The following is a 17,452-nucleotide window of genomic DNA, read 5'->3' as shown; positions in this document are numbered from 1 at the left end:
GGAGAATCGACGGTCATGAGCAGAGCAGGCAGGCCGAAGAACCAGACCGCGCGCCGCGAGGCGCTGGTGACGGCGGCGGGACGGGCGATCGCCGAGCGGGGCCTGGAAGGCCTGCGGATCAAGGACATCGCGGCCGAGGCGGGCATGTCGGCGGGCTCGGTGCTGTACTACTACCCCGAACTCGACGACCTGGTGCTGGAGGTGCACCGGGGCGCGGTGGAGGACTTCCTGGCCGCCCGGCACAAGGTCACCGACGCCGAGGCGGGCCACCCGGTGCGCCGCCTGCGCGCCCTGATCGACAGCGGCCTGCCCGCCGGGCCGGAGGACACCCTCCACGGGCTGCTGTACGAGCTGCACCGCCGCGCCGACCGCAGCCCGGGGCACGCCACCCTCATGGGATCCCTGTTCGCCCGCGAGGTCGCCCTGTACGCGCTGGTCCTGGAGGTCGGGGCCGCCTCCGGCGCCTTCACCCTCAGCGGTCCGGCCGGGGACCTCGCCCGCACCATGGTGGCCCTCGAAGACGGCTACGGCCTGCACATCGTCAGCCGCAACGCCGCCCTCCGGCCGGAGGAGGCGCGCCGCCTCATCGTCGCCCAGGCCCGGCTCCTCACCGGGTGCGCGGAGCTCTGAGCCGACCCGTGCCGACGATTTCTTCGACGAAAGGTTCAGATTAACGCGTATGTAACCGCAGGTGGTTGACAGGGGTGTTTCTCCAAAGCTTGAATCTCGCATCAAAGAATTGGAGACCCCCATGACCGCATCCCCTCATGACCGCGTCCTGCGGGACGAGGCAGCGCCGCCCGGAGAGTCCGCCGCGGTCGGCCTGCCCAAGACCCTGCGCCGCCTCGACATCGTCGCCCTGGCCGTCGCCGCCGTCATCTCCCTCGACACCCTCGGCGCCATCTCCATCAACGGGGGCGAGGCGTTCACGTGGACCGCGGTCCTCGCCGTCTTCTTCCTCGTCCCCTACGCGCTGATCTTCTCCGAGCTCGGCTCGGCGTTCCCGCAGGAAGGCGGGCCCTACGTCTGGGTCAAGCTCGCCTTCGGCAAGCTCGCCGCGGGCGTCACGACCCTCTTCTACTGGGTCACCAACCCCGTGTGGATCGGCGGCTCGCTCGTCTTCCTCGCCGCCGACACCTGGGACGGGTTCGTCTTCCACCTCGGCAGCGGCACCGTCGCCGACTACGTCTTCAAGCTCGTCTTCATCTGGCTGACCATCCTCACCGCCATCGTCAGCCTCCGCACCGGCAAGTGGATCACCATCGCGGGCGCCGTCGCGAAGATCGCCGTGGTCGTCGTGTTCGTCGGGACCGCCCTGGCCTACGGGGCGAAGAACGGGTTCGCCGGGCTCGAGGACGCCCACTTCACGCCCACCATGGGCGGATTCCTGGCCGTCGTGCCCGTCCTGCTGTTCGCCTACGTCGGCTTCGAGGCGCCCAACGGCGCGGGCGAGGAGATGCGCGACCCGCAGCGCGACGTCCCGGCCGCCGTCGGCAGGTCCGCCGGCATCGCCGTCCTGTGCTACCTGCTGCCCGTCTTCGCCATCATCGCCGTCACCCCCTCCGAGGACGTCACCGGGCTCGGCGGGTTCTTCGACGCCGTCCAGACCGTCTTCTCCCTGTACGGCGGCGCCGCCGACGGGCTCCTCACCGTCACCGCCGTGGTGTTCGTGTTCGCCCTGCTCAACCAGGGCAGCGCCTGGATGATCGTCTCCGACCGGATGCAGGCCATGGCCGCCGCCGACGGAGGCTTCTTCAGCCGCAAGCTCGGCGCGTTCCACCCGCGCCTCGGCACGCCCGTCCGGGTCAACCTGCTGTCCGGTGTCACCGCGACGGTGTTCCTCCTCGCGGCGATGCAGATCGTCGACGGCACCAGCGCGTCCATCTTCGGCGTCGTGCTCACCGTCGCGATCACCACACTGCTCATGTCCTACCTGGTGATCATCCCGGCGGCCGCCAGGCTCCGCCGCACCCACCCGGACACGCCGCGCCCCTACCGCGCGCCCGCGATGGCCGTCTGCTGCGCCGTCGTCCTCGCGTGGATCGCCGTGGGCAGCTGGGTCGCGCTCTTCCCCGGCACCCTCGAATCGCTCTTCGGCCAGTCCTACGACTTCGTCGACAGCTGGGGCGTCTCCCGCCTCACCTTCGAGTCCTTCACCCTCGGCACCGTCGCCGTCCTCCTGGTCCTCGGCGTCGTCGGCCACCTCACCGGCGACCGCGACCGCTGACCGCCCCCGCCGCGGCGCCCGTGCGAGCCCACCTCCGCACGGGCGCCGCGGGCGAGGCGGCGTGGGGGCTCGCGGTCAGCGCTGGACCGTCACGATGGCCGTGTTGGCCACGACGACCGCGGTGAAGACGACGGCGGCCGTGGCGCCGTGCAGCGCGTCCACGGCGAGCGCGGCGGACAGGAAGACCGCGGCCTTCACGGCGAGGACCCCGGGAACCGGGATCCGGTAGACGGCCCGCGGCGCGGCGAACAGCCCCCAGACGACGGCGGCGACGACCGGCGCGCCGACACCGAGCAGCACCCGAAGGGCCCATCCGCCGTCCCGGGTGAACCCCCACCTCGCCAGCAGCACCAGGGCCGCCACCTCCAGCACGAAGGCCAGCCCCGCGTTGGCCCAGAAGAACGCGCGACCCATGTCCGCCTCCCGTCGTCGCCGTGCTCGGCCCCCAGCGGTCCCACCGAAGGATCATGCCGGAAATGCCGGACCGCAAGCCCTGAACCCCACATCCGTCGGGCATGCGCACCGCCGTGCGGAGGGTCTGGGTGGGAGAACCGGCGTTCTGGCGGGCATGAGGCGGTCATGGATGGTTTCGACGAGTTCGCCCGGGGCTTTGACCCGCCCGCCCTGATCGTCACGGCAGCCTCCGGAGGCGAGCGGGCCGGCTGCCTCGTCGGGTTCGCCACGCAGTGCAGCATGGAGCCCGTCCGATACCTGGTCTGCCTGTCCCGCGCCAACCGGACCTTCCTCGTCGCCTCCTCCTCGGCACGGCTCGCCGTCCACGCGCTGCGCGCCGGGGACGCCGAACACCTCGCCCTCGCCCGGCTGTTCGCCGAGAGCACCGGCGACGAGACCGACAAGTTCGCCCACTGCGCGTGGACCGAGGACCCCGGAGGCGTCCCCCTGCTCACCGCGCCCGCACGCCGGATGGTCGGCCGGATCCTCGACCGCGTCGACCTCGGCGACCACGTCGGCTTCCTCCTCGCCCCTGAGACCGCAGAAGCCGACGACGCCACCCCACCCCTCGGCCTCGCCGCCCTACCGCCCCTCTCCCCAGGCCACCCACCCTCCGGCTGACCCCCACCCGCAGCGGCATCCCGGCACCCCTCCCCCGCGGGCGCGGCCCGGCCGTTCGGCGGGTCCGCGCCTGTGGGGGAGGGACTCGGCGCCGCTCCCGGGAGGCGGGTTCGTCGGATGGGAGCGATGGGGGTGGGGGTGGTCAGTTCGGGGTGATGGGGGTTGGGGAGGTCTCTCGAAGGGCGGCCCAGGAGTCTGCGACCGGGCCGATGTGTCGGAGTTTGTCAGGGTTGTTGATGGTGCGGATCGTCTGGATCCGGCCGTCCAGGACGTCGAGGGTCCAGGTGGCGAAGACCCGGCCGTCGCGGTCGCGGAGGATCGCGCCGGGCAGGCCGTTCACCTGGTGCGGCTCCAGCTTCCCGCCGATCGCGACGAACCGCGTGACGAGCCAGGCGAGCGCCGCGGCCACCTTCTCGATCCCCGCGAGGCGGTCGGCGAACCGCGGGGCCTTGCCGCCCCCGTCGCCCACCAGCTGGACGTCACCGGCCAACAGTTCCCGCAAACCGGCGACGTCGCCCTCCCGGAACGCGGCGAAGAACCGGCCGGCGAGTTCCTCGCGCTCCGCGCGGTCGGCCTCGAACCGGGGACGGCCCGCCGCCATGTGGCGGCGGGCCCGCACCGCGAGCTGGCGGCACGCCGACTCCGAACGCCCCACCGCCGCGGCGACGTCGCCGAACCCGAACCCGAACACCTCGCGGAGCACGAACACGGCCCGCTCCAGCGGGCTGAGCCGCTCCAGCAGCAGCAGCGCCGCCATCGACACCGAGTCCGCCAACTCCGCCGACCGCTCCGGATCCGCGTACGGGTCGGCCAGGAGCGGCTCGGGGAACCAGTCCCCCGCGTACTCCTCGCGCCGGACCCGCGCCGAGCGCAGCACGTCGATCGAGACGCGCGACACGACCGCGGCCAGGAACGCCTTGGCCGATCCGGGTTCGGCCGGAGCCGCCGCGTAGCGCAGCCAGGTCTCCTGGACCGCGTCCTCGGCCTCGCTCACGCTGCCCAGGATCCGGTAGGAGATCGAGAACAGCAGCGGCCGGAGCTCCTCGAACTCCTCGCTCCGGGTCACGCCTTCCCTCCCTCGCCGTGCTCCTGCATGACGCCCACCTTTCCGTTCACGATCCGGCCTCGCCACCCGCTCACCACGGCACGGGGCCTTCCGCGCCGAAGAAGCCCCCGGTAGGCCCGTCCGCGCCGAGGGTGGCCAGCCGGACGACGACCGCGGCGCCCTCCGCCACGGTGAGGAACCCCGTGTGGGCGTTGCTGTCGGTGTCGACGAAGCCGGGCGCGACGGAGTTGACGAGAACGCCTTCCTCGCGCAGTTCCTTGGCGTAGTTCACGGTCAAGGCGTTGAGCGCGGACTTCGAAGGCGAGTAGGCGGCCGACGGGAGCAGCGCCGCGAAGGGCCCCTCCGGATCTCCGGTGAGGCCGAGCGACGCGGCGTGGCTGCTCACGTTGACGACGCGCGGCGCGGCCGACCGCCGCAGCAGCGGCAGCAGCGCGTTGGTCACCGCGATCACGCCGAAGACGTTGGTCTCGAAGACCGCCCGGACCATGCCGAGGTCGACGGCGCCGGGGATCTGATCGCGGGCGTCCTGCGGCGCGACCTGTCCGGAACCCGTGATGCCGGCGTTGTTGACCAGCACGTCGAGCCGGCCGAAGCGCTCCTTGATCCACGACGCGGCCGCACCGATCACGCCCGCGTCGGTGACGTCGAGCGCGACCGCGTGCGCGTCCCCTCCTTTCGCCCGCAGCGCCGCCGCGGCCTCCTCGCCGCGCCGCGCGTCCCGCGCCCCGACCAGCACCGTCATCCCCAGCTCCGCGAGTGCCCCGGCGACCCCACGCCCGATCCCCTTGTTCGCCCCGGTCACCAACGCGACGCTCCGCTGCGCTGCCTGCTCGCTCATGTCCGACTCCTTGCCACAGAAGGGCGGGATCTCCCTCGAAATCCCTCTGCCCCCGAGACGAGACAGCCCGGCTCGCTGTGACATGCCCAGGAGAAACGGCTGCGCAGCGGCTGTCGTCCCTAGACGGAGCGGGTGACCATGGTGTTGCGGTCGGAGAGACGGGCGCCGAGGGAGAGTTGGGGCCAGAGGCCGGAGAGTTCCTGGCGGGAGCGCTCGCTCCAGGCGCGGGCCTCCGGGGAGCGGGTCTTGTAGTAGGTGAGGGCGTGGCCGCCGGTGTGGACGCGCAGGAGGGAGAAGCCGCCGGGGTACTCCTTGGCGGCGGCGACCTCCTGGTGGGTGACGTTCGGGGCCAGGGGGAAGTTCGAGCGGCGGTTGCGGTGCGTGTGGCCCGCGTGGTGGAGGAAGACGCCGGGGGTGCGGGCGTAGTCGCCGAGGATCGTCAGGGACTGGACCGCTTCGAGCGAGTGGGTGCCGGTGATCGCCAGGGGGTCGGCCTCGCAGAACAGCGGGTGGTGGCCGAAGACGATCGTGGGGCGCCGTTGCCCGCCTTGTCGTAGGTGTCGAGGCCGATGACGCGCAGGTCGCCGAACCCCGCGGTGAAGAACGAGGGTTCGCCGGGCGGGGGCGCGAACTCGTCGGCGAAGCAGTCACCGCCCTGCCAGCGGCCGGGGCGGCAGTCGGCGTAGGCCGCGCCGGTGTGGGCGCGGTCGTGGTTGCCGCGGGCGACGAGGTAGTCCGCGCCGAGGGCGCCGAACCCGTCGAGGATGCGGCGGGCGGCGCCCAGGTCGACGGGCGCGGCCTCGCTCGTGACGTCGCCGGCGACCAGGAGCCGCGACGCCCCGCGGGCCAGGGCGTCGGCGACCAGCGCCTCGGCCATCACCTCGGGGTAGGGCGGATGCCCCTCGACCTGGGAGATCCCCTTGATGGGCAGCCCGCCGACGAGGCCCGCCACGGTCTCGCCGAGATGCAGATCGTTGCAGAGCGCGATCGCGTACAGGAAGTCGCCGGGCGGCGGCTACGCGGCGGGCACCATGCGCCCCAGCCCGTCATCGGTCCCCTCGATCCCCGTGTACCAGGTGAAGATGGCGCCGTCCTCGGTGAGCGTCACCAGTTCCAGCCCGGCCGGCCGCACCTGCGCCGCCCGCGCCTCCCCCGGCGACCCGAGCACGGCGGCTCCCGCCACCACGGCACTCCACCGGATGAGCTCCCGCCGGCTCGGCTCGCAACAGAACATCCCGGCACCGTAATCCCGCCGCGTGAACGTGAAGAGGCCCAAAGATGGCGCTGCACGGCTTCAGGCGCGCGGCGGCATGGCGGCGGACGTCCGGGAGACGGGCTCCGAGGGAGCGGGCCTAGGCTGACCTGCATGACCGACCTCGACGAACAGGGCCGCCCGCTTCCTCCCCTGGACGGAGACGAGTTCGCCACCCTCACCGGTTTCCTCGACTACCAGCGCGCCACCTTCGCCGGGAAATGCCGCGGCCTGGACGACGCGGGGCTGCGCGCCACCGTCGGCGTCTCCTCGATGACGCTCGGCGGGCTGCTCAAGCACCTCGCCTTCGTCGAGGACACCTGGGTCACCCACCGCGTGCTCGGCGCGCCGCGACCGGCCCCCTGGGACGCCGTCGACTGGCGCGCAGACCCCGACTGGGACTGGCGCACCGCCGCCGACGACGACCCCGCAGCCCTCTACGCCCTGTGGCACACCGCCGTGGCCCGGTCCCGCGCCGCCCTCGCCGCCGCCCTCGAACGGTCAGACCTGTCGACCCCGTCCGCCCTCCCCCGCCTCGACGGCACGTCCCCCTCCGTCCGCTGGATCCTCTGCCACCTCATCGAGGAGTACGCCCGCCACAACGGCCACGCCGACCTCCTCCGCGAATCCGTGGACGGCTCCACCGGAGAATGACCGCGGCGGGAGCCTCAGCGGGTCGTCTGACCGTCCAGGTAGGTGTCGAGGATGTCGGCGGCCCAGTGGGGGTCGGTGCCGGGGTCCTGGCGGACGATGTGCAGGGCTAGGCCGTCGACGAGGGCGTGCAGGCGTGAGACCTCGGAGTCTGTGGGGTCTTCGGGGGCTGTGGGGGCTGCGGCGGTGAGGTCGTGGAGCGCGTCGGCGCAGACGCGGCGGACGCCCTCGTGGACGCGGCGGTGCGCGGGGCGCAGCGCGGGGTCGGTCATGGCGGCGGTGCCCAGGGCCAGGTAGACCTCCATCTCGGTGCGCCGCTCGTCGTCCAGGGGCAGGAGTTCCCGCAGGACGCGGCGGGCGCGGTCGGGGCCGGAACCGCCGATGCGGGCGACGCGCTCGCCCAGCCGCTCGATCACGAGCTCCGCCGCCTGCTCCCGCATGCTCGCGACCGTCGGGAACGTGTAGCGCAGCGAACTCTGCGGCAGCCCCGCCTCGGCCGCCACGTTGCGCACCGAAAGCTCCGCGAGGCCGTCGCGCGCGAGCACCCGCCACGCCGCCTCGCTGACCAGACGGCGTCGGGCCTCTCTGTCGAGCCTCGGTGCCATGTCCCCATTTTCGCACAGTCGTGCGAAATGTGCTAGACAGGGGTTTCGCACGATCGTGCGAAATGAGGGATTTCGGCATCGAGGAGGGGACATGGCCTGGCTGGTACTGATCGTGTCGGGCGTGCTGGAGGCCGTCTGGGCGACCGCGCTGGGCGAGACGAACGGATTCCGGCGCACCCGCCCGACGATCGTGTTCGGTGTCTCGATCATCGCGAGCATGGCCGGGCTGTCCTACGCGATGACGCGGCTGCCCGTGGGAACCGCCTACGCCGTGTGGGTGGGCATCGGGGCCGCCCTCACCGTCGTGATCGCCGTCGTCCGTCGCCGCGAGACGCTGCCGCCCGCGCGCGCGGCCCTGCTGACGGGGCTGATCGCCTGCGTCGCGGGCCTGAAGGCGGTGACCTGAGATGGCCTGGTCCGTCCTCCTCGTGAGCGCCGTCCTGGAAGCCGTGTGGGCCACCGCCCTCGGCGCGAGCGACGGTTTCACCCGCCCCTTCCCGACCGCGGTCTTCGTCCTCGGCATCGCGCTCAGCATGGCCACCCTGGCCTACGCGGTGCGGCACATCCCCATCAGCACCGCCTACGCCGTCTGGACGGGCACCGGCGCGGCCCTCACCGTCACCTGGGCGATGCTCACCGGCACCGAGCCCGCCTCCCTCCTCAAGACCCTCTTCCTGATCGGCATCGTCGGCTGCGTCGTCGGCCTCAAGGTCCTCAAGCCCCCGCCCCGCCCCCAGAGCTGAGCGGGGCCCACGGCTACAGTGCGGACCATGCCCGGGGACCTGCACACGAGCGCGGTGGTGGCCGACGCGCACAACGACCTCCTGATGGCGGTGACGGCCCGCCCGCCCTCCCGTTGGGCGTCGTTCTTCCGCGAGCGGTGGCTGCCGCAACTGCGCGCGGGCGGGGTCGACCTCCAGGTGCTGCCCGTCTTCATCGACGACGGGTTCCGTCCGGAGGGCGCGCTGCGCGAGACGCTGCGGATGATCGAGTGCGCGCACACGATCGCCGAGGGCAACGCCGACGACGTCCGGCTCTGCCTGAACGGGGCGCAGATCGACGCGGCGCTGGCGGAGGGCAAGATCGCGCTCGTCCTGGCACTGGAGAGCATGCCGGGCCTCGACGCCAACGTCGAACTGCTCCCGACCCTGCACCGGCTCGGGGTGCGGGTGGCCTCGCTGGCGCACTGGGGACGGACCCCGCTCGCCGACGGCAGTGGCGAGGACGCCACCGGGAGCCGGCTGACCGCCGCGGGCGTCGCGGCCGTGGCCGAGATGGAGCGGCTCGGGATCCTGCTGGACATCTCCCATCTGGGCGCGAGCGGGGTCGGGCACGTCCTCGAACTCGCGCGCCGGCCGGTGGTCGCCACCCACTCCAGCGCCCGGGCGCTGCGCGACCACCACCGGAACCTGACCGACGAGCAGATCCGGGGCGTCGCGGCGACCGGCGGGGTGGTGTGCGTGAACTTCCTGCCGGGGTTCCTGGACGCCGATCCGGCCGGCTACACCGTCGCCCGGCTCGCCGACCACGTCGAGCACGTCGCGGAGGTCGCGGGCATCGACCACGTCGGGCTCGGCCCCGACTTCGTCCACGAGGTCTACACCGACCTCACCCCGCCCTGCTGCGAGGACCCCGCCGCGACCGTCGACTTCGACGTCATGGCCACCCTCCCCGGCCTGGCCGGCCCGGCGGGCCTGCCCCTGCTCACCGCGGAGCTCCTCGCCCGCGGCCACCCCGACGCCGACGTCCGCGCGATCCTCGGCGCCAACCTCCACCGCCTGCTCACCACGCATCTGCGCTGACCGGCCGGTCGGCCGCCGCGCGGGCGGTGCGGAGGGCGACGTCCCTGCGCACCGCCGGCGGTCAGCGCTCGGCGAGGGCCTTGAGGACGGTCTCGGCGGTCGAGGCGCTCGACTGGGGGTTCTGGCCGGTGATGAGGAGGCCGTCGCGCACCACCGTGTCGCTCCAGGGGGCGCCGGTCCGGAGGACGGCTCCGCGCTCGCGCAGGCGGCTCTCCACGAAGTACGGGGACGCCTCGCCGAGACCGCCCTGGCGCTCTTCCTCGTCGGTGAAGGACGTGATCTCGCGGCCCGCGAAGGTGAAGGCGCCGTCCGGGCCCTCGGCGCTCAGCAGAGCCGCGACGCCGTGGCACAGGGCCGCGACGATCCTGCCTTCGGCCTGGGCGGTGTTCAGCAGCCTGCCCAGGTCGGCGTCGCCATCGAGGTCGGCCATCGGGCCGTGGCCGCCGGGGAGGTAGATCGCGTCGTAGTCCTCGGCCTTCGCACGCGCCAGGGCGAGCGGGTGCGCGAGCTGGTCGGCCAGGCCGTCGAGGTGGTCGCCGTAGGTCCGCGCGTCGTCGGCGGACACGCCGCCGCGCTCGTCGAGACTGATCGGGTCGACGGTCGGGCGGACGCCGCCCGGCGTCGCGAAGACCACTTCGACGCCCGCCTCGGCGAGGACCCGATGGGAGGCGGCGACCTCCTCGGCCCAGTACCCGGTCGGGTGGGCCGAGCCGTCGGCCAGCGTGAGGGTGTCGGCTCCGGTGATGACCATCAATACCTTCGACATCAGTGCGCTCCACACGAGAGGGATTCCGCGGCGGTGCGCCGCGGGCACCGGAAGAACTCCCCCGCCGATGCGAATAGTTCTCGCCCACGGCGAGCAGCCATAAGTTTCGTTATGACTGATGGTTTGGCCGCCGGGCGCGAGCGCGCTAGAGGCCGCCCCAGCGTCGGGCGGCCTGCCTGAGGTGGTCGCGCAGGACCGTGGCGGCGGGGTTCGCCGGGGCGCCGCGCCGGACGGCGAGGTAGAGCGTGTTCAGCGGGGCCGCGTCCGGCCGGTGCAGCTCGACGACCGAGCCCGACGCGAGCGCCGGCTCGGCGATGTAGCGGGGCAGGACCGACATGCCCGCGCCCGCGGCGACGGCCTCCAGGATCGCCCGCAGATCGGGGATGATCATCACCACGGGGTTCGGGGGCCGCCTGCCGAACTCGCTGCGCCAGTACCGGCGCACGATCGACAGCTGCGCGTCGTAGGCCACCAGCGGCACGTGCGCCAGCGCCGCCACCGGCTCGGTGGCGAGCCGCCCGGCGTCGACGGTCCGCGCCAGGGCGGGCGGCGCGACGAGGACGAACTCCTCGTCGACGAAAGGCTCCGCCGCCACCTCGGCGCGCGCGGGGCGGATCGCCGAGACGACGAGGTCCAGGCGGTCTTCGGCCAACGCGGACAGCAGGTCCTCGGCCAGGCCCTGGGTGACGTGCACCCGGACGCCGCGCCGGACGAGGTCGGCGACGACCGGCACGAGGCGCAGGGCGGTGAACTCGGCCGCCGCGCCGACCCGCACCGTGCCCCCGAGGACCGGCGCCTGCGCCGACAGCGCCGCCCGCAGCCCGTCGACGTGCGACGCGACCTGGGAGGCGAGGACCGCCGCCCGTCTCGTCGGCGTCACGCCCTTGGACGTGCGCGCGAACAGCGGCTCCCCGACCTGTCCCTCAAGGCGGGCGATCTGCCCGCTCACCGCAGGCTGCGTCACCCCGAGCCGCTGCGCCGCGGCCGAAAGCGACCCGGCCCGGTAGACCTCGAGGAACGTCAGCAGGAGGTCGAGGCTCGGCGCCCCGCCCCGTCCGTCATGTGCCACCCGCCCAGCAAAGCACGTCGACCGGCCACCTCCGCCAAGGCCTCGACCCGCGCTGCGAGGAGCATCTGTGGGGCGGTCCTCACTTCCCGTGCGGGTCGGCGTCGTTGAGGAGGGCGACGACCTTCGGGTAGTCGCCGCGCGCCTCGCCGTACCGGAGGAACTTGACGTTCTCCACCTGGATCTCGTGGGCGTCGGGCTCCGATGCGAGGAGGGCGACGACCTCCGTCACGAAGTCGTCCAGCGGCATCGCGAAGTCGCTGGTCTCCTGGCCCGGCATCAGCGCCGTCCGGACGGCCGGCGGCACCAGCTCCATCACCTGCACGCCCGTGTCGGCGAGCTGCAGGCGCAGGGACTCGCTGAGCATGTGGATCGCGGCCTTGGAGGCGTTGTAGCTCGGCGTGGCCTTCAGCGGCGCGAACGCCAGCCCGGACGACACGGTGACGATCGTGGCCGCCGGACGGCTCCGCAGATGCTCGATGAAGGCGGCGATCAGCCGGATCGGGCCGAGCACGTTCGTGGTGATGATCCCCTCGGCGGAGGCCAGGAACGACTCGGGGCTGTGCCAGTCCTCCACCCGCATGATCCCCGCCATGGCGACCAGGACGTTCAGGTCGGGGTGCCGGTCGAGGACCTCGCGGGCCGCGGCGGCGATGCTCTCGGGGTCGGCGGTGTCGATCCGGACCGTGTCGATCCCGGGATGCTCGGCGGCGATCTTCTCCAGCAGTTCCGTCCGCCGCCCCCCGATGATCACGGTGTTGCCCCGGTCGCGCAGCGCCAGGGCGAGGGCGAGGCCGATGCCGCTGGTCGAGCCCGGAATGAAGATGGTGTTCCCAGAGATGTCCATGTGCCGATCGTGCCCGTGATCGGGCGCGCGATGCAGAGTCCGCTCATCGGGGGATCGGCGATCCCTGGCTGGGCCGCTCGGACCGCCGATAATGGGGGCATGGACCGTAATGGGGGCATGGACCGTTCCGCGCTGGCCACATTCCTGAGGGTGCGCCGCGAAGCGCTACGCCCCGCCGACGTCGGCATCCCCGAGGGGCTGCGCCGCCGCACGCCGGGGCTGCGCCGCGAGGAGGTCGCGTCGCTGGCGATGATGTCGACCGACTACTACACCCGGCTGGAGCAGCGCCGCGGCCCGCAGCCGAGCGGGCAGATGCTCGCCGCGCTCGCCCGCGCCCTGCGGCTCACCGGCAGCGAACGCGACTACCTGTTCCGCGTCGCCGGGCATCCCGCGCCGGAACGGCAGTCGGCCGCGACGCACGTCGCGCCCGCCCTGCTGCGCGTCCTGGACCGCCTCGACGACGTGCCCGCGCTGATCCTGTCGAACCTGGGCGAGGTCCTGGTGCAGAACCGGATGGCCGACGCCCTGTTCGGTGAGCGCGCCGGGCTCACGGGCCTGGCCCGCAGCGAGGTCTACCGCTGGTTCACCGACCCGGCCGAGCGGACCCTGTACCCGGAGGACGACCGCGAGCGGCAGAGCAGGGCCCACGTCGCGAACCTGCGCGCCGCCCACGGCTCGATGGGGCCGGACTCGCGGGCGGGCGAACTCGTCCGGGCCCTGCGCAGGGTGAGCCCGGAGTTCACCGCCCTGTGGGAGCGCCACGAGGTCGCCGAGCGCTTCACCGACCACAAGATCCTCATCCACCCCGAGATCGGCCCGATCGAGGTCGACTGCCAGGTCCTGTTCACCGAGGACCAGTCCCAGGCCCTCCTCGTCCTCACCGCAGCCCCCCGCACCGAGGCCGAAGAGCAGCTCCGGCTCCTCGGCGTCCTCGGCCGCACCCGCTTCGCCACCCCCTGAGGCCCGGGTACGGGCGGGCCTCAGGGCCGTCAGGGTCCGCGGAACCCGGCGGATCGCGGCTCGCGCGGCGGGGGGATCAGATCTTGCGGGTCACGTACTTCGTGTAGTCGCTCCAAGAACCGCGCAGGGTGAAGTACTTCACCTTCTTGGTCTCGCAGTTGGAGTACACCCGGTACACGTAGCCCTTCGCCTCCTGCATCTCCCACCCGCGGGTGGCGGTCAGGTAGTGGCCCGGGCTTGAAGGTGCCTCCGACCTCGGCGTTGTCAGCGGCCTTGACCGACATCTTCACCTTCCTGGTCGTCGAGAAGTACGCGGCTCGGACGACCGTGTCCTTGGTCTTGTTGTAGACGCGGTTCGAGCTGCCGGCCGACTTCCGTTACTTCTTCTTCGAGGTGATCTTCACCGCGGTGTAGAACTTCTCGTAGCAGTCCGCGCTCGCGGGCGCGGCCGTCGCGACGCCCGTCAGCGTTCCCGCGGCCGCCCCGCACACGCCAGGCCCAACGCCTTCAGCCTCATCTGTTCTCCTTGTTCGCCGCCCGAAATCCCACCGGGCCGGGGCTCGGGCACCCGAGATATCGCAAATTTCCTACCGATCCCACCATTCATCAGGAAACAGGAACGAATAGGCATATTTCCCTCGCGGAATCAGGGGCGGGGGCGGCGGGCGTGCAGGACGAAGGCGGGCGGGGTGTTGCGCCAGACGGTGCGGCTGGGGATGACCTCCTCGAAGTGGGCGGCGAGCAGGCCGCGGAAGCGGCGGGCGGGGGCGAGCGGAACGGCGTGCAGGTAGGTGAACGCGCTGAACGCGCCCGTCGGGCCGAGGACCGCGGCGATCGCGTCCATCAGCCGGTGCTGGACGGGCTGCGGGAACAGCGCCCAAGGCAGGCCGCTCACCACGACGTCGGCACGGTCGATGCCGCGCTCTTCCAGGAGTTCGGGCAACCGCTGCGCGTCGTGGGCGATCACCTCGGCGCCGGGGTGGCGCGCGCGCAGGCGTTCGGCGAGCAATGGATCGAGTTCAACGGCGAGGTGGCGGCCGCGTCCGCCGAGCCTGCGCTGGATCTCGGCGGTGAACGGCCCGGTGCCCGGGCCCAGCTCCACCACGACCGGGTCGCCCCGCTCGGGGACCGGGGAGCAGACCGCGCGGGCCAGGTGCCGGGAGCTGGGCGCGACCGCGCCCATCCGCGCCGGTGAGCGCGCCCAGCTCGCCAGGAACGACGACCGGTCGGTCGGCGCGCACGGCCGGCACCGGTCCGACGGAGCCGCGTATTCCTCGGTGAGGGTGGTCATCATGTGCCTTTCGGATCGCGGTCAGGCCGAGAGGCCGGTGAGCTTTTCCGCCTCGGCCCACAGGCGGGCGGCGACGTCCTCGTCGAGGGCGCTGCGGGGCGTGCGGACCGCCTTCGCCGGGCCGATCAGGCCCCAGCGCGGCCCGTAGTAGCCGGACTGAACGGCGTCCGGGCCGGTCGCTGCGTACAGGAGGGGTTCGGCGCCCTGCTCCACTCCCTGGGACGGCACCAGCTTGAAGGCCAGTGCGGCGAGTGGGCCTGGCCTGCCGCCGCCGAGGCTCGGCCCGGAGACCATCAGGTTGGTGCGCGTGTAGCCGGGGTGCGCCCCGACCGACAGGAGCGGCCAGCCGCGCCGCGCCGCCAGGGCCGCCAGGTGCCGGGTCATGAGCAGGTCGGCCAGCTTGGACCGGGCGTAGGCGCGGGTCGGGCTGTAGCCCCGGGTGGACTGGAGGTCGGCGAAGTCGAGGCGGGCGCCGTTGGCGGTGCCGCTGCTCATCGTGGCCACGCGCGGCGCCGGGGCCTTCAGCAGCAGCGGCAGCAGCCGGACGGTGAGCGCGAACGGGCCGAGGAAGTTGCTCGCGAACTGCAGCTCGAACCCGTCGACGGTCTCGTGCCGGGTCGGGACCTGCATCACGCCCGCGTTGTTGGCCAGCACGTCCAGCGGACGCCCCTCGGCGAGCAGCCCTTCGGCGAACTCGGCGACCGACGCCTGGTCGGCCAGGTCCAGCCGCCGGACCTCCACGTCCGCTCCGGGGTGCGCCGCGAGGATCTCCTGCCGGGCCTGCTCGCCCTTGCCGGGCGTGCGCACCGCGAGCACGACGCTCGCCCCGGCGCCCGCGAGCCGCTTGGCGGCCTCCTTGCCGGTCCCGCTGTTCGCTCCGGTGACCACGGCGAGCCTGCCGTGCTGGTCGGGAACCTGGTACATCGTGCGTCTCCGATCATCAGACGACTAAGGAACCGGTGGTCTCTAATGCCGCCAAAGTATCAGACCGGCAGTCCCTTAACAAAAGACCGGCGGTATAAACTGACGGCCATGGACTTCAAACGCGCCCGCACCGAGGAGCAGCGGACCGAACGCAGGCGGCAGATCCTCCAGGTCGCGGCCGAGATGCTGACCGAGATGCCGGTCGCCCGGCTCAGCCTCAACGAACTGAGCCGCCGGATCTGCCTGGCCAAGTCCAACGTGCTGCGCTACTTCGAGTCCCGCGAGGCGATCCTGCTCGAACTGCTGGACGCCGAGGTCCAGGACTGGGTCGCCGAGCTGGCCCGGTCCCGTCCCGTCGAGGGCACGCCGCGCGAGCGCGGGGACAGGCTCGCCGAGCTCGTGGCCGGCTCGCTGGCGCGGCGGCCCGTGCTGTGCGACCTGCTGAGCGCCCAGGCCGGGGTGCTGGAGCACAACATCTCGACCGAGGTCGCGATCCGGCACAAGTACGCCGCCCTCGGCTCCCTGCGCGAAGGGGTGCGGCTGTTCCTCCTGCACGTCCCCGAACTCGGCGAAGAGGGCGCGTCCCAGCTGGTGGAGACGGCACTGCTGATGGTCCTCGCCGCCTGGCCCTGCGCCCGGCCCTCCGAAGCCATGCGGGCCGCCTACGCCTCCGACCCCGCGCTGGCCGCGCTGCGCCTCGACTTCACCGACGTGATGCGCCGGACGGTCCAGGTGACCGCCTCCGGGATCCTCGCCCGTCGGGAGGACGCGGTCAGCCCGTCGTGAGGACGGTCTTGGTGGTGTCGCCGGTCATGTGGTCGGTGAGGACCTCGGGGGCGTCGTCGAGGTCGGCGAGGCGGGTGGTGACGGATGCGGGGCGCAGCGCCCCTGTGGTGACGAGGTCGAGGACCTGCGGGATGAGGGTCCGGGTGTGCGCGCGGCCCAGGTGCAGGGTCACGTTCCGGATGAAGAGCAGGCTGACGGGGATGCGGGCCGAGTGGTGCAGCGAACCCACGCTGCTGCACACGCCGTCGGGCGCCGTCTTGGCCAGCGCCGTCCGCACGCCCCGGGAGGACCCGCTGATGTCGACCACCAGCGGCGCCGGGTCGCGGCGGCGCAGCTCGGCGGGCCGGATCGGGTCGAGGCCCAGCCCGGCGGCCTCCGCGCGCACCTGGGCGCGGGCGTCGCAGAAGGTGATCCGGCGGGCGCCGAGGGCCTTGGCCGTGAGCCCGGCGTAGAGGGCGGTGCTGACGCTGTAGGGGTACCGTTCGGGGAGCGCGCCGAGGATCAGGACCTCGGCGTCCGGATCGCGTTCCAGCAGGCGCGGCAGATGCGGGGCCACGTGCCGGAAGCCGTCGCAGACGGTGTCGGCGACGCTCGCGGCGTCCGCGGGCGCCACCCCGGCGGGCAGCGGGACGAGCATGGCGTCGGCGAACGGGACGCCGACCAGATCGGCGTAGACGCCGCCCCAGTGCCCGCCGAGCAGCCCGAACCCGTACATCGACACGGGCGGGACGGCGCGGCAGCTCCCCGTCAGCCCCGCCCGGCACGCTCCGCACTCCCCGCAGTTGATCTCGAACGGGACCACCACCCGGTCGCCGGCCCGCACGCCGCGCACCTCGGACCCGACGGCCATCACCTCGGCCACGCACTCGTGGCCGAGCCGCAGCGGTCGCGGGAACGGGGTGCGGCCGAGCACCAGCGCCCGGTCCAGATCGCAGGTCGCCATCGCGATCGGGTGGACCGTCGCGCCCAGCGGGCCGGGAGGCGGCGGCGCGGGCACCCCGCGCCAGGACAGCCCGCCGTCCGACCCGACGACGAGCGCCCGCATCCGCTCCCGCCGGGGCCGCGCCCGCTCCCGCGCCGCCGCCGCTGCCGCCGCGCCCAGCCTGGACATCCGCTGCCCGCCGTGCCATCCGAACAGCGCCTTCGCCGCCGCCGCCACATCGCGCGGGTCGGTCGTGGCCAGCTGCCGCACGGTGCCGTGCGGCCGAAATCGTGATGGTGACATCTCGCCCCCTCAGCCTTTCCCACGGTAACCCCGGGTTTCACGGAGGCTTCGGCGCCCCGCGCGAACCCCTGT

The 17,452-nt window shown here is 73.1% G+C and carries 22 protein-coding genes; 9 read left to right on the top strand and 13 right to left on the bottom strand.

The genetic code is table 11. The annotated features are described in order from the left end of the window. Positions 1 to 15 precede the first annotated feature (15 nt). Positions 16 to 630 (top strand): TetR/AcrR family transcriptional regulator, encoded by a 615-nt coding sequence (locus ACYVOM_RS13715; protein ID WP_460303706.1) that lies wholly within the window; start codon positions 16 to 18, stop codon positions 628 to 630. 121 nt (positions 631 to 751) lie between these two features. Continuing rightward, positions 752 to 2,227: an APC family permease gene (locus ACYVOM_RS13710; RefSeq protein WP_460303705.1), complete on the top strand. Its 1,476-nt coding sequence runs from the start codon at positions 752 to 754 to the stop codon at positions 2,225 to 2,227. A 75-nt stretch (positions 2,228 to 2,302) separates the two neighbouring features. Here ACYVOM_RS13710 and ACYVOM_RS13705 read toward each other — a convergent pair whose 3' ends face one another. Beyond that, positions 2,303 to 2,641 (bottom strand): YrdB family protein, encoded by a 339-nt coding sequence (locus ACYVOM_RS13705; protein ID WP_460303704.1) that lies wholly within the window; start codon positions 2,639 to 2,641, stop codon positions 2,303 to 2,305. Positions 2,642 to 2,806: 165 nt separating this feature from the next. Here ACYVOM_RS13705 and ACYVOM_RS13700 point away from each other — a divergent pair, with 165 nt between their 5' ends. Further along, complete coding sequence (locus ACYVOM_RS13700) at positions 2,807 to 3,301, top strand: flavin reductase family protein (RefSeq protein WP_460303703.1); 495 nt, start codon at positions 2,807 to 2,809, stop codon at positions 3,299 to 3,301. Positions 3,302 to 3,443: 142 nt separating this feature from the next. Here the strand turns inward: ACYVOM_RS13700 and ACYVOM_RS13695 are convergent, their stop codons facing one another. From ACYVOM_RS13695 to ACYVOM_RS13680, 4 genes are all read right to left on the bottom strand, one after another. After that, entirely contained in the window at positions 3,444 to 4,367 is a 924-nt protein-coding gene (locus ACYVOM_RS13695) for an RNA polymerase sigma-70 factor (RefSeq protein ID WP_460303702.1), read from the bottom strand. A gap of 70 nt (positions 4,368 to 4,437) precedes the next feature. After that, a complete protein-coding gene (locus tag ACYVOM_RS13690; protein ID WP_460303701.1) occupies positions 4,438 to 5,205 on the bottom strand; it encodes an SDR family NAD(P)-dependent oxidoreductase in 768 nt (255 codons plus the stop codon). Positions 5,206 to 5,644: 439 nt separating this feature from the next. Continuing rightward, positions 5,645 to 6,157 carry a metallophosphoesterase family protein gene (locus ACYVOM_RS13685; RefSeq protein ID WP_460303700.1) on the bottom strand — a complete coding sequence of 171 codons (513 nt, stop codon included), beginning with the start codon at positions 6,155 to 6,157 and terminating at the stop codon, positions 5,645 to 5,647. Between the two features lie 63 nt (positions 6,158 to 6,220). Further along, positions 6,221 to 6,388 carry a hypothetical protein gene (locus ACYVOM_RS13680; RefSeq protein WP_460303699.1) on the bottom strand — a complete coding sequence of 56 codons (168 nt, stop codon included), beginning with the start codon at positions 6,386 to 6,388 and terminating at the stop codon, positions 6,221 to 6,223. A 183-nt stretch (positions 6,389 to 6,571) separates the two neighbouring features. Between ACYVOM_RS13680 and ACYVOM_RS13675 the strand changes: the two genes are divergently transcribed. Beyond that, positions 6,572 to 7,111: a DinB family protein gene (locus ACYVOM_RS13675; protein ID WP_460303698.1), complete on the top strand. Its 540-nt coding sequence runs from the start codon at positions 6,572 to 6,574 to the stop codon at positions 7,109 to 7,111. Positions 7,112 to 7,125: 14 nt separating this feature from the next. Here ACYVOM_RS13675 and ACYVOM_RS13670 read toward each other — a convergent pair whose 3' ends face one another. Next, entirely contained in the window at positions 7,126 to 7,713 is a 588-nt protein-coding gene (locus ACYVOM_RS13670; RefSeq protein ID WP_460303697.1) for a TetR/AcrR family transcriptional regulator, read from the bottom strand. A 91-nt stretch (positions 7,714 to 7,804) separates the two neighbouring features. Between ACYVOM_RS13670 and ACYVOM_RS13665 the strand changes: the two genes are divergently transcribed. Genes ACYVOM_RS13665 through ACYVOM_RS13655 form a run of 3 tightly spaced genes read left to right on the top strand, consistent with a single transcriptional unit; the run spans position 7,805 to position 9,515 of the window. Further along, a complete protein-coding gene (locus ACYVOM_RS13665; protein WP_460303696.1) occupies positions 7,805 to 8,119 on the top strand; it encodes a DMT family transporter in 315 nt (104 codons plus the stop codon). 1 nt (position 8,120) lies between these two features. Then, on the top strand, positions 8,121 to 8,456 hold the full coding sequence (locus ACYVOM_RS13660) for a DMT family transporter (protein ID WP_460303695.1): 336 nt from the start codon (positions 8,121 to 8,123) through the stop codon (positions 8,454 to 8,456). Between the two features lie 27 nt (positions 8,457 to 8,483). Next, a complete protein-coding gene (locus ACYVOM_RS13655; protein WP_460303694.1) occupies positions 8,484 to 9,515 on the top strand; it encodes a dipeptidase in 1,032 nt (343 codons plus the stop codon). 61 nt (positions 9,516 to 9,576) lie between these two features. On the opposite strand, the gene ACYVOM_RS13650 is transcribed toward ACYVOM_RS13655, so the two are convergent. The 3 genes from ACYVOM_RS13650 to ACYVOM_RS13640 form a co-directional block, all read right to left on the bottom strand. Then, entirely contained in the window at positions 9,577 to 10,281 is a 705-nt protein-coding gene (locus tag ACYVOM_RS13650) for a type 1 glutamine amidotransferase domain-containing protein (protein WP_460303693.1), read from the bottom strand. A gap of 145 nt (positions 10,282 to 10,426) precedes the next feature. Then, on the bottom strand, positions 10,427 to 11,350 hold the full coding sequence (locus ACYVOM_RS13645) for a LysR family transcriptional regulator (protein ID WP_460303692.1): 924 nt from the start codon (positions 11,348 to 11,350) through the stop codon (positions 10,427 to 10,429). A gap of 79 nt (positions 11,351 to 11,429) precedes the next feature. Then, positions 11,430 to 12,194 (bottom strand): SDR family oxidoreductase, encoded by a 765-nt coding sequence (locus tag ACYVOM_RS13640; protein WP_460303691.1) that lies wholly within the window; start codon positions 12,192 to 12,194, stop codon positions 11,430 to 11,432. Between the two features lie 99 nt (positions 12,195 to 12,293). Between ACYVOM_RS13640 and ACYVOM_RS13635 the strand changes: the two genes are divergently transcribed. Further along, positions 12,294 to 13,154, top strand: a complete 861-nt coding sequence (locus ACYVOM_RS13635; RefSeq protein ID WP_460303690.1) for an MmyB family transcriptional regulator — start codon at positions 12,294 to 12,296, stop codon at positions 13,152 to 13,154. A gap of 76 nt (positions 13,155 to 13,230) precedes the next feature. Here the strand turns inward: ACYVOM_RS13635 and ACYVOM_RS13630 are convergent, their stop codons facing one another. From ACYVOM_RS13630 to ACYVOM_RS13620, 3 genes are all read right to left on the bottom strand, one after another. After that, the gene (locus ACYVOM_RS13630) at positions 13,231 to 13,353 is read right to left on the bottom strand and encodes a hypothetical protein (protein WP_460303689.1); all 123 of its coding nucleotides are present in this window, start codon (positions 13,351 to 13,353) and stop codon (positions 13,231 to 13,233) included. Between the two features lie 447 nt (positions 13,354 to 13,800). Then, complete coding sequence (locus ACYVOM_RS13625; protein ID WP_460303688.1) at positions 13,801 to 14,448, bottom strand: class I SAM-dependent methyltransferase; 648 nt, start codon at positions 14,446 to 14,448, stop codon at positions 13,801 to 13,803. 18 nt (positions 14,449 to 14,466) lie between these two features. Continuing rightward, positions 14,467 to 15,369 (bottom strand): SDR family oxidoreductase, encoded by a 903-nt coding sequence (locus ACYVOM_RS13620; RefSeq protein ID WP_460303687.1) that lies wholly within the window; start codon positions 15,367 to 15,369, stop codon positions 14,467 to 14,469. Between the two features lie 108 nt (positions 15,370 to 15,477). On the opposite strand from ACYVOM_RS13620, the gene ACYVOM_RS13615 reads away from it, so the two are divergent. Beyond that, positions 15,478 to 16,155: a TetR family transcriptional regulator gene (locus tag ACYVOM_RS13615; RefSeq protein ID WP_460303686.1), complete on the top strand. Its 678-nt coding sequence runs from the start codon at positions 15,478 to 15,480 to the stop codon at positions 16,153 to 16,155. Here ACYVOM_RS13615 and ACYVOM_RS13610 read toward each other — a convergent pair. Beyond that, on the bottom strand, positions 16,142 to 17,380 hold the full coding sequence (locus tag ACYVOM_RS13610; RefSeq protein WP_460303685.1) for an alcohol dehydrogenase catalytic domain-containing protein: 1,239 nt from the start codon (positions 17,378 to 17,380) through the stop codon (positions 16,142 to 16,144). The two genes, ACYVOM_RS13615 and ACYVOM_RS13610, sit on opposite strands and share 14 nt — an antisense overlap. Between the last annotated feature and the right edge of the window lie 72 nt (positions 17,381 to 17,452).

This window comes from Actinocorallia aurea, assembly GCF_054783995.1.
The sequence above is the reverse complement of the archived record's forward strand: the minus strand, read 5'-3'. Positions and strand labels throughout refer to the sequence as shown.

Bases quoted from the DNA above. Each gene is read 5' to 3' on its own strand.
- ACYVOM_RS13715 (WP_460303706.1), top strand. From the start codon at position 16: ATGAGCAGAGCAGGCAGGCCGAAGAACCAGACCGCGCGCCGCGAGGCG.
- ACYVOM_RS13710 (WP_460303705.1), top strand. From the start codon at position 752: ATGACCGCATCCCCTCATGACCGCGTCCTGCGGGACGAGGCAGCGCCG.
- ACYVOM_RS13705 (WP_460303704.1), bottom strand. From the start codon at position 2,641: ATGGGTCGCGCGTTCTTCTGGGCCAACGCGGGGCTGGCCTTCGTGCTG.
- ACYVOM_RS13700 (WP_460303703.1), top strand. From the start codon at position 2,807: ATGGATGGTTTCGACGAGTTCGCCCGGGGCTTTGACCCGCCCGCCCTG.
- ACYVOM_RS13690 (WP_460303701.1), bottom strand. From the start codon at position 5,205: ATGAGCGAGCAGGCAGCGCAGCGGAGCGTCGCGTTGGTGACCGGGGCG.
- ACYVOM_RS13675 (WP_460303698.1), top strand. From the start codon at position 6,572: ATGACCGACCTCGACGAACAGGGCCGCCCGCTTCCTCCCCTGGACGGA.
- ACYVOM_RS13670 (WP_460303697.1), bottom strand. From the start codon at position 7,713: ATGGCACCGAGGCTCGACAGAGAGGCCCGACGCCGTCTGGTCAGCGAG.
- ACYVOM_RS13665 (WP_460303696.1), top strand. From the start codon at position 7,805: ATGGCCTGGCTGGTACTGATCGTGTCGGGCGTGCTGGAGGCCGTCTGG.
- ACYVOM_RS13660 (WP_460303695.1), top strand. From the start codon at position 8,121: ATGGCCTGGTCCGTCCTCCTCGTGAGCGCCGTCCTGGAAGCCGTGTGG.
- ACYVOM_RS13655 (WP_460303694.1), top strand. From the start codon at position 8,484: ATGCCCGGGGACCTGCACACGAGCGCGGTGGTGGCCGACGCGCACAAC.
- ACYVOM_RS13650 (WP_460303693.1), bottom strand. From the start codon at position 10,281: ATGTCGAAGGTATTGATGGTCATCACCGGAGCCGACACCCTCACGCTG.
- ACYVOM_RS13640 (WP_460303691.1), bottom strand. From the start codon at position 12,194: ATGGACATCTCTGGGAACACCATCTTCATTCCGGGCTCGACCAGCGGC.
- ACYVOM_RS13635 (WP_460303690.1), top strand. From the start codon at position 12,294: ATGGACCGTAATGGGGGCATGGACCGTTCCGCGCTGGCCACATTCCTG.
- ACYVOM_RS13630 (WP_460303689.1), bottom strand. From the start codon at position 13,353: ATGCAGGAGGCGAAGGGCTACGTGTACCGGGTGTACTCCAACTGCGAG.
- ACYVOM_RS13625 (WP_460303688.1), bottom strand. From the start codon at position 14,448: ATGATGACCACCCTCACCGAGGAATACGCGGCTCCGTCGGACCGGTGC.
- ACYVOM_RS13620 (WP_460303687.1), bottom strand. From the start codon at position 15,369: ATGTACCAGGTTCCCGACCAGCACGGCAGGCTCGCCGTGGTCACCGGA.
- ACYVOM_RS13615 (WP_460303686.1), top strand. From the start codon at position 15,478: ATGGACTTCAAACGCGCCCGCACCGAGGAGCAGCGGACCGAACGCAGG.
- ACYVOM_RS13610 (WP_460303685.1), bottom strand. From the start codon at position 17,380: ATGTCACCATCACGATTTCGGCCGCACGGCACCGTGCGGCAGCTGGCC.